The organism is Collimonas sp., assembly GCF_044339385.1.
Classification (GTDB): domain Bacteria; phylum Pseudomonadota; class Gammaproteobacteria; order Burkholderiales; family Burkholderiaceae_D; genus Collimonas.
The window spans coordinates 38,954-46,204 of sequence record NZ_JBIIVN010000001.1 but is presented as its reverse complement, the minus strand read 5'-3'; the positions used below and the strand labels follow the sequence as shown (position 1 = coordinate 46,204).

5 protein-coding genes and 3 pseudogenes are annotated in these 7,251 nt (G+C 56.9%); 1 reads left to right on the top strand and 7 read right to left on the bottom strand.

Translation table 11 applies throughout. The features are described 5' to 3' along the window. The 6 genes and pseudogenes from ACIQ0R_RS00235 to ACIQ0R_RS00210 all read right to left on the bottom strand — a co-directional run. Positions 1-238: pseudogene (locus tag ACIQ0R_RS00235) on the bottom strand (MotA/TolQ/ExbB proton channel family protein); the annotation flags it as partial. 216 nt (positions 239-454) lie between these two features. Then, positions 455-2,848 carry a TonB-dependent receptor gene (locus ACIQ0R_RS00230; RefSeq protein ID WP_395822512.1) on the bottom strand — a complete coding sequence of 798 codons (2,394 nt, stop codon included), beginning with the start codon at positions 2,846-2,848 and terminating at the stop codon, positions 455-457. A 64-nt stretch (positions 2,849-2,912) separates the two neighbouring features. Continuing rightward, positions 2,913-3,179 (bottom strand): TonB family protein, encoded by a 267-nt coding sequence (locus tag ACIQ0R_RS00225; protein ID WP_395822510.1) that lies wholly within the window; start codon positions 3,177-3,179, stop codon positions 2,913-2,915. Between the two features lie 13 nt (positions 3,180-3,192). Beyond that, entirely contained in the window at positions 3,193-3,648 is a 456-nt protein-coding gene (locus ACIQ0R_RS00220; RefSeq protein ID WP_395822508.1) for a hypothetical protein, read from the bottom strand. An 8-nt stretch (positions 3,649-3,656) separates the two neighbouring features. After that, entirely contained in the window at positions 3,657-4,064 is a 408-nt protein-coding gene (locus tag ACIQ0R_RS00215) for an ExbD/TolR family protein (protein WP_395822506.1), read from the bottom strand. A 214-nt stretch (positions 4,065-4,278) separates the two neighbouring features. Continuing rightward, on the bottom strand, positions 4,279-4,848 hold the full coding sequence (locus ACIQ0R_RS00210) for a hypothetical protein (protein ID WP_395822504.1): 570 nt from the start codon (positions 4,846-4,848) through the stop codon (positions 4,279-4,281). A 135-nt stretch (positions 4,849-4,983) separates the two neighbouring features. Here ACIQ0R_RS00210 and ACIQ0R_RS00205 point away from each other — a divergent pair. Beyond that, a pseudogene (locus ACIQ0R_RS00205) lies at positions 4,984-5,283 on the top strand (winged helix-turn-helix domain-containing protein); the annotation flags it as partial. Positions 5,284-5,415: 132 nt separating this feature from the next. Here ACIQ0R_RS00205 and ACIQ0R_RS00200 read toward each other — a convergent pair. Continuing rightward, positions 5,416-7,046 (bottom strand): annotated as a pseudogene (locus tag ACIQ0R_RS00200) (NAD(P)/FAD-dependent oxidoreductase). Positions 7,047-7,251 lie beyond the last annotated feature (205 nt).

Genomic DNA, 7,251 nt, shown 5'->3' with positions numbered 1-7,251 from the left:
GATGTTTTTCGGCGAGGATGTCGGATACCAAGGTGAGCGGCAGGCTGGCGCGCGCCGTCAGTTCTGCCGGCAGTTCCTTGACGTGCTGGACTGCGTGGGTCATGGCTTTTTCCAGCCCGATGGCCTGGCGTAGGGTGTAGTTGAAGAATAGCCCGCGTTCTACAATCACGAATAGCGCCAAAGCGGCACAGGCGTACATCAGGTAGAAAGCGAGCTCGTGGAATAATTGCATGTTCATATTGACCTCTCTGCGCACGAAGGCACTTGTCGGGATTTCGAAAAACTACTGCATGCTGCCCTCGACACGGCGCTATTCATCACCTTACTGCGGCATGGCCGTGCCTTGTCGTGGTCACTTCTGCTACTGATCTTGCAGCGTTTGCTGCGGCTTTTCGATGTCCCTTGTGTAAGGAGCGGCGGGCCGGAGTCCGCCGCCCGGGTTGCTAAAGTTGCGTTAGAAATCCGCGATCAGCGACACGCTGAAGGTACGTGGAGGGCTGACATAGAACGACGGCGTTGCTGCGGCGATGCTGCCGATCGCCACGGCATTCGTGGTGAACTGGCTGCCGCTGCCGGAGCTCAGGCTCAGGAATTTTTTGTCAAAGATATTGTTGACGTTGAACTTGAGCGTCGGATTCTTCAGCCACGTGGACGACGGCAAGGTGTAGCCGCCGCCGACGTTGAACAAGGTATAACCGCCGATGCTGTCATCGTTGACCAGCATGGTGTAACGCTTGCCTGTGTATTTGGCCTGGCTGAACAGGTACCAGTTGTCTTGCGCGTATTGCAGGCTGAGGCCGCTCAGCCAGTTCGGCGTATCAGGAAATTCCTTGCCGCCGGTTGGCAGTGTCGCCGTCGCCGAGTACTGCAGGTTGCTGTCCATTTTGCTCTTGATGTAAGACAGCGAGCCATACAGACTCAGATTCTTGGTGATTGAATAACCGGATTCCAGCTCCAGACCCTTGGAGGTCGAATCGCCGACGTTGTAATCGGTATTGCTATTTGTGTCCTGGTTGTAAGAGGTCGCGATGCGATTCTTGAAATTGATGTAGAACAGCGAGCCGGAGAAGGTCCATTTGTCGGCGGCATAACGGTAGCCAAGGTCATAGTTCCAGGAAGTCTCCTTGTCCACTGGTACCGGACGTACGGTCCCGCCGGTGTACACGCCGTTGACGAAATTGCCGCCGGAGATCAGGTTGAAATAGGAGAAATTGCCTGGCGCCTTGAAGTTCTTGGCGGCATTGAAAAACACCGATTGCGCCTGATCCAGTTGATACCGCGCACCGAAGCTAGGCAGCAGATCGGAATACGATTTCTGCAACGTATAGAAGCCCGGCGAGCTCTGGCTTGGGTTGTTGGTAAAGTTGCGGTCGATACTGGAATAGCGCGCACCGATCTGCAGGTTCAACTGGTCCTGCATCAGGCTGATGCTGTCTTGTGCAAATGCCGATTTGCCGGTGCTGATGGTCAGCGTATCGCGATACTGCACATACGAGCCATCCTGGTTTTTCAACCACGCACCTGGATTGTTGAGCCAGACATCGGCAGCGTTGCCGTTGTTGTCGATCGTGGTGTACGGGCCGGTTTGCTGATGACGTGCACGCTCATACCAGTAGCCGACCATCAGCTTATGGTTATCGATTTGCTGGTTGTACTTGATTGTCACGCCTGGACGATAGGTGCGGGTGCGGGTGCCTTCGTAGACAAACACGGTGTCCTTGGTATCGCCGTCGCCGTTGATATCACGTACGCCGCCGCCCAACAGGTTGCCGGCATTGCCCTCGGACAGCGTTTGCAGCTGATTGCCGCCGGTGCCGAAGCCGTACCACATGTAGGGGCTGACATCGATGCTCGATGCCGGTGCCAGCTGGAAGTGGGCGTTAACTGTGGCCAACCAGTTCTTGAATGGATTCAGGTTGTAGCCGTAGTACAGGTTCTTGGCACCGGTGTTGATGCCGGCGTTGGGGCCATAAGTCGAATCGTTTTGCGCGCCTGTTCCGCCCGGCTGGTGTACCGGAGCAACTGTGCCGAAATCCAGATTCGGGCCGTACTGGGCGATTTGCGCCTTGGTCAGTGTGCGGTAGTTGTTGTTAAGCGCCGAGTTGTACGTGAAGCTGGAGTCGACATAGCTGCCGGCTCCCAGATCGAACTTGCTGTTGAAATCGACGTGTTGCTTGTCGGCCCGGCCATTGCCTTTGAATTTGTCAGCCTGAGTTTTCGAATAGGACAGGAAGAACTTGAAGCGATCATTGAAAATCTTGCCCGAATCGAAGCGCACATAGCCTTTTTGCAGACTGTTCGAGCCAAACGTGTACTCGGTACGGAAGCGTTGCTGATCTTCCGGCGTACACATTGTCATGCCGATATTGCCGCCAGAGGCGCCGACGTGCGGTGCCTCAGTATCGGTCGAGCCTTGCGTGACGAAAATCTCGCACAGGTTTTCGGCATCGGTATATTCCTGAGGATATACGGCGAAGTTGCCGGAATCGTTGACCGGTGCGCCATTGATGGTGAAGCCCAATTGATCGCTGTTGAAGCCGCGCACGCGCACGTTGCCGCCGAACAGGCCGGTGCCGTCCTGGTCGTATGAGTTCACGCCAGGCAGCAGATTGATCATCTGGTATGGGTTGCTGGTAGTGCTTTGCTTTTCCATGTATTCGCGATTCACCGAGCTGCGCGCTTTTGGCGTCTCTTCTTGCTGGATCAGGCCGGTGTTTTGACCACCGTTGGCATCGCCCTGCACGGTGACCTTGCCGACTTCAGTGGTGTCGGCAGCGTAGCCCAGCGGGCTGGTGGCGATGAATAACCCGGAGATTAGCAGTGACAGCCGGGTGACTTTGAATTGCATGGCATTACTCCCTGTACGTTTTAGGTGTGGTACGTCGGTTAAAAGTGCTGGTTAAATTCGGTATTCATCCCGCCCCGGGAATGAACTCCAACTCGGCGTTGAATCGGTGCGTCGCTTCCCCAGCCCAGCTGGATTCAGGAAAAGCAGAAAAAGTAGCGCGGTTGATGGTCTTGCGAGCAGCGTCGTCAAGCAGCATGGAATTCGAAGATTCCTCTATTCCCTGTTCCACCAGGCTGCCGTCGCGCTTGAGTACGAACCACACTTTGACCTTGCCCTGCGGTTTTTGCTGGCTGGCTTCGCGGCCGGTCGGATAACGTTTGATGCTGTTCAAATGGGCGCGTAACTTACCGACGTAGCTGGCTTCCAGGCTGGCATTGTTTGGCTTGACCGGCGCTGGCGCTTCCTGCGCCGGAGGCGCCGACGGCGCTGGGGTAGGAGTGGCTTTGGGGGGGTGATATTGGTGTCGGTGCCGCGACTTCTGCGCTGGCAGCGCTACTGAGCGGTTCCGGCGCAATTGTCGGCTGCGGTGCCGGTTGCTGGCGAACCGGTTGTATTTGCGCAACCGGCGTGGGCTTGACGACTTGCGGTGGTGCCGGCGGGGGTGGCGTGACCACTGGCGGCGCCGGCGGTTCCGGCTCGGATAAAGCGATCTGCACCGTCGAGTTGTCGGTGTGCGGTGTAATCTTCACCGCTTGCTGGACGCCTGCCAAGATGAGGATGGTGAGTATCAGCAGGGATGGCAGCGTCGCCACTGCCTCGCGGAATCGATAAAAAAACGGCATGGTTGTCATGTTCGTCATTTTTCGATCTACGGCTTGCGGGTGGCGATAGAGATCGATTCGAAGCCGTTCTGCTTCAAAGTATCCATGACCTCCACCAGACGCTGCACTTCGACGCCGTGGTCACTGTTGACGATCACATTGAGTTTCTCGCCGTCTTTCTTGGCCTGGTTCAGGCGCGCTGCCAACTCTCCGAGTTTGGTGTCGACGCCATCGACCTGCAATGCGTCGTTCATGCCGATTGTGATGACTGCCTTGTTTTGCGGTTTCAAATCCTGCGAGCTGCTGGCGCTTGGCAAGTGGGTTTTCAGGCCAAGCGCGGGAATCACGTTGAGACTAATCAATACAAAAAACACCAGCAGAAACATCATGACGTCGATCATTGGAATAATTTCGACGCGAGCCTTACGCTTCTTCGGTTCGCCCCAACTACGCATGCCGTACTCCAGTCAAGTATTTGCAGAGATAGCGGCCGTTTGACCGCTATAATTTCTATAACTGTGCGGCAGAATAGCGAGGAAATATTTCGTAAGTATTACAATCGATTTTTCTTGGTACCCATGTGGTGGCAACACCACGCGCTGTCATGGCGCGACGGCTCAGGCGTGTGCAAATTATTTCGTTTGAATCATCGCGAACGATTGCTAATAATTAACGACGCGGCAGCGGCAAGAAGGACAGCAGGATCTTGATCGCATAGACCACGATCAGCGAGCCGGTCAGATCGCCGATCGACATCACGATCAGGCCCGACCAGAAATGATAGGAGACGCCGCGCATCACAAACCACATTAGCTGTAGCAGCGGATTGGTCAGGCCATACAACAGGATGCAGGCCAGCAGACGTGTGGTAGTCAGATTACTCAGTGAGCGCTGCAGGCGCATCTCCTGCAGCGTGAAGCGATAGGCCAGATAAGGTGCTAATGCCGAGATGACGCTATAGCCGATGGTAGTGAGCGGATCGTCCGGAAAGATTGCGTAGATGCTGGAGGTGAGCAGCGATGCAATGAGGATGCCGAACACGCCGGACTCGGCAAACAGCAACGTGCAAATAAGACGTATGCCTGCCGGCAGATAAACCCAGGCGATTCCCTGCGTAAATTCGATTTGCTTGAACAGCCAGTCATTGGCCATATACACCAGCATGTAGATGGCCGCGGTGGTACTGACCGTCATCAGGCTGAGATGCAATTTCGCGGTAGTGGGCGAAGTGGAAGGCATGGCGCGCGTATATTACCGAAGTATTTGCGTAAGCGCAGGAAGCTACTTGCGAATGTTGTTAAATAACGCGTATGATTGGTATAAATTTAAGAGCGCTACCATACTGTTCCCTATTGCAGAGTTGATAAAGTGGCCATGGACAAATATAATCGCCCCGCCGATATCTACGTGCGTTTTCTACAACTAGCCAATGCTTTGCGTGGTTTGCCGTCACTGCCATCGCTTGATCCGCTGGAAGATCGCATCCTGGCTTTTGTGGCGCGTGACGGGCAAGCCAAGGAGCGCCTGTCAGTGCGTGGCATGATGTCACAAAGCGAACTCGGTTCACCGGCGATGCTGCATGCGCGCCTGAAGTCGATGCGTGAAAAGGGTTGGATCGTGCTCAGCGATACCGACGATACGCGGCGCAAGCAGATCGAGCTGAGCCAGGCTGCACCAGGCAACGCGCGATGCCCGCAAGTAGTTCTGCGGCGCTGCCCTCGCAGCGCATTGCGGGTCGGGTTTTTCAAAAAAATACGCCAGTTCAAGCTGGCGTATTTTTTTGTTGCAAACAATCTGAACATCCGATCAGAGCGTCTGATTTTTCTCCATCATGCTCAGTGCCACCGCCTCCGCCACCCGGATACCGTCAATCGCTGCCGACATGATGCCGCCCGCATAGCCGGCGCCTTCGCCAGCGGGGAACAAGCCGCTGGTGTTCAGGCTTTGCAGATTGTCGTCGCGGCGCTTGATGCGGATTGGCGATGAGGTGCGAGTCTCGACGCCGGTCAGAACGGCATCGGCCATGGCGAAGCCGCGGATCTGTTTGTCGAAAGCCGGCAATGCCTCGCGCATGGCGGTGATGGCGTAGTCCGGCAGCGCAGTGCTGAGGTCGCCCAGGTGGACGCCTGGTTTGTACGATGGGATCACCGAACCGAGCGCGGTGGACGGCCCGGCCGGCGAGGAAATCGCCGACCAGCTGACCGGGCGCGTCGTAGGTGCCGCCGCCGAGTTCGAAGGCGCGCGATTCCCACTCGCGCTGGAAGGCGATGCCGGCCAGCGGATGGCCGGGATAGTCGGCCGGTGTGATGCCAACCACGATGCCGCTGTTGGCGTTACGTTCGTTGCGCGAGTACTGGCTCATGCCATTGGTGACGACGCGGCCCGGCTCCGACGTGGCGGCAACCACGGTGCCGCCCGGGCACATGCAGAAGCTGTATACCGCACGGCCGTTTTCTGCGTGATGCGCCAGCTTGTAGTCGGCCGCGCCGAGGATCGGATGACCCGCGCTGGGGCCGAAGCGGCAGCGGTCGATCAGCGATTGCGGATGCTCGATGCGGAAGCCCAGCGAGAACGGCTTGGCTTCGATGTAGACGCCGCGCTCGTACAGCATCTGGAAGGTATCACGGGCGCTGTGGCCAATCGCCAGCACGACATGGTCGGTGACAATGGTTTCTCCGCTGGCCAGTACCACGGCCGCTATCTGACCGTGGCCGTGGTCGGACTTGATGGTGAGATCTTCCACTTTTTGCTGGAAGCGGAATTCGCCGCCCAGTGCTTCGATGGTGGCGCGCATCTGCTCCACCATCTTGACCAGCCGGAAAGTGCCGATGTGCGGTTTGCTGACGTACATGATTTCTTCTGGCGCATCGGCCTTGACGAACTCGGTGAGCACCTTGCGGCCGTAATGCCTGGGGTCTTTGATCTGGGTCCACAGCTTGCCGTCGGAAAAAGTGCCGGCTCCGCCCTCACCGAACTGGACGTTTGACTCCGGCTGCAGTTCGCGTTTGCGCCACAGGCCCCAGGTGTCCTTGGTGCGTTCGCGCACCGCCTTGCCGCGTTCCAGGATGATTGGATTGAAGCCCATCTGCGCCAGGATCAGGCCGGCGAACAGGCCGCAGGGGCCGGTGCCGATGACCACCGGGCGCGATGTCAAGTTGCTCGGGGCCCGAGCCACGAAGTGGTAGTTGGTATCCGGCGTCGGCATCACGTTGCGGTCACGTGCCAGGCGTTTGAGTACCTCAACTTCATCTTTTAACTCAACATCTACCGTGTAGGTGAGGATGACGGCGGTTTTTTTTGCGGGCATCGTAGCTGCGTCGGAAAATTGTGTAACCAAGCATTGCTTCGGCGCCGATTCCCAGGCGTTCCAGGATCGCGCTGTGGAGCGCCTCTTCCGGGTGGTCGAGGGGGAGTTGTACTTCGTTCAATCGCAACATGGGTATTCCGGGAAGTCAGGTGGGGTTTCGGGTCTGGCGTCGCGCTGCGGCAACGTTGCTGCTTTGCCCCACGATTATTTTTTGTAAAACGACAATGCTGTCTGGCAGATCGCCATTTTACCTTAGCGTCGCCGCCGTGGCAGCCTTGCGAGCGATTCCGGCAGCATCGGGAAGCTGTGTCTTTTGGAAACACAAACTTACAAGT

Excerpts from the sequence above, each read along its gene's own strand:
- ACIQ0R_RS00215 (WP_395822506.1), bottom strand. The coding sequence starts at position 4,064 with ATGCGTAGTTGGGGCGAACCGAAGAAGCGTAAGGCTCGCGTCGAAATT.
- ACIQ0R_RS00220 (WP_395822508.1), bottom strand. The coding sequence starts at position 3,648 with ATGACGAACATGACAACCATGCCGTTTTTTTATCGATTCCGCGAGGCA.
- ACIQ0R_RS00210 (WP_395822504.1), bottom strand. The coding sequence starts at position 4,848 with ATGCCTTCCACTTCGCCCACTACCGCGAAATTGCATCTCAGCCTGATG.
- ACIQ0R_RS00230 (WP_395822512.1), bottom strand. The coding sequence starts at position 2,848 with ATGCAATTCAAAGTCACCCGGCTGTCACTGCTAATCTCCGGGTTATTC.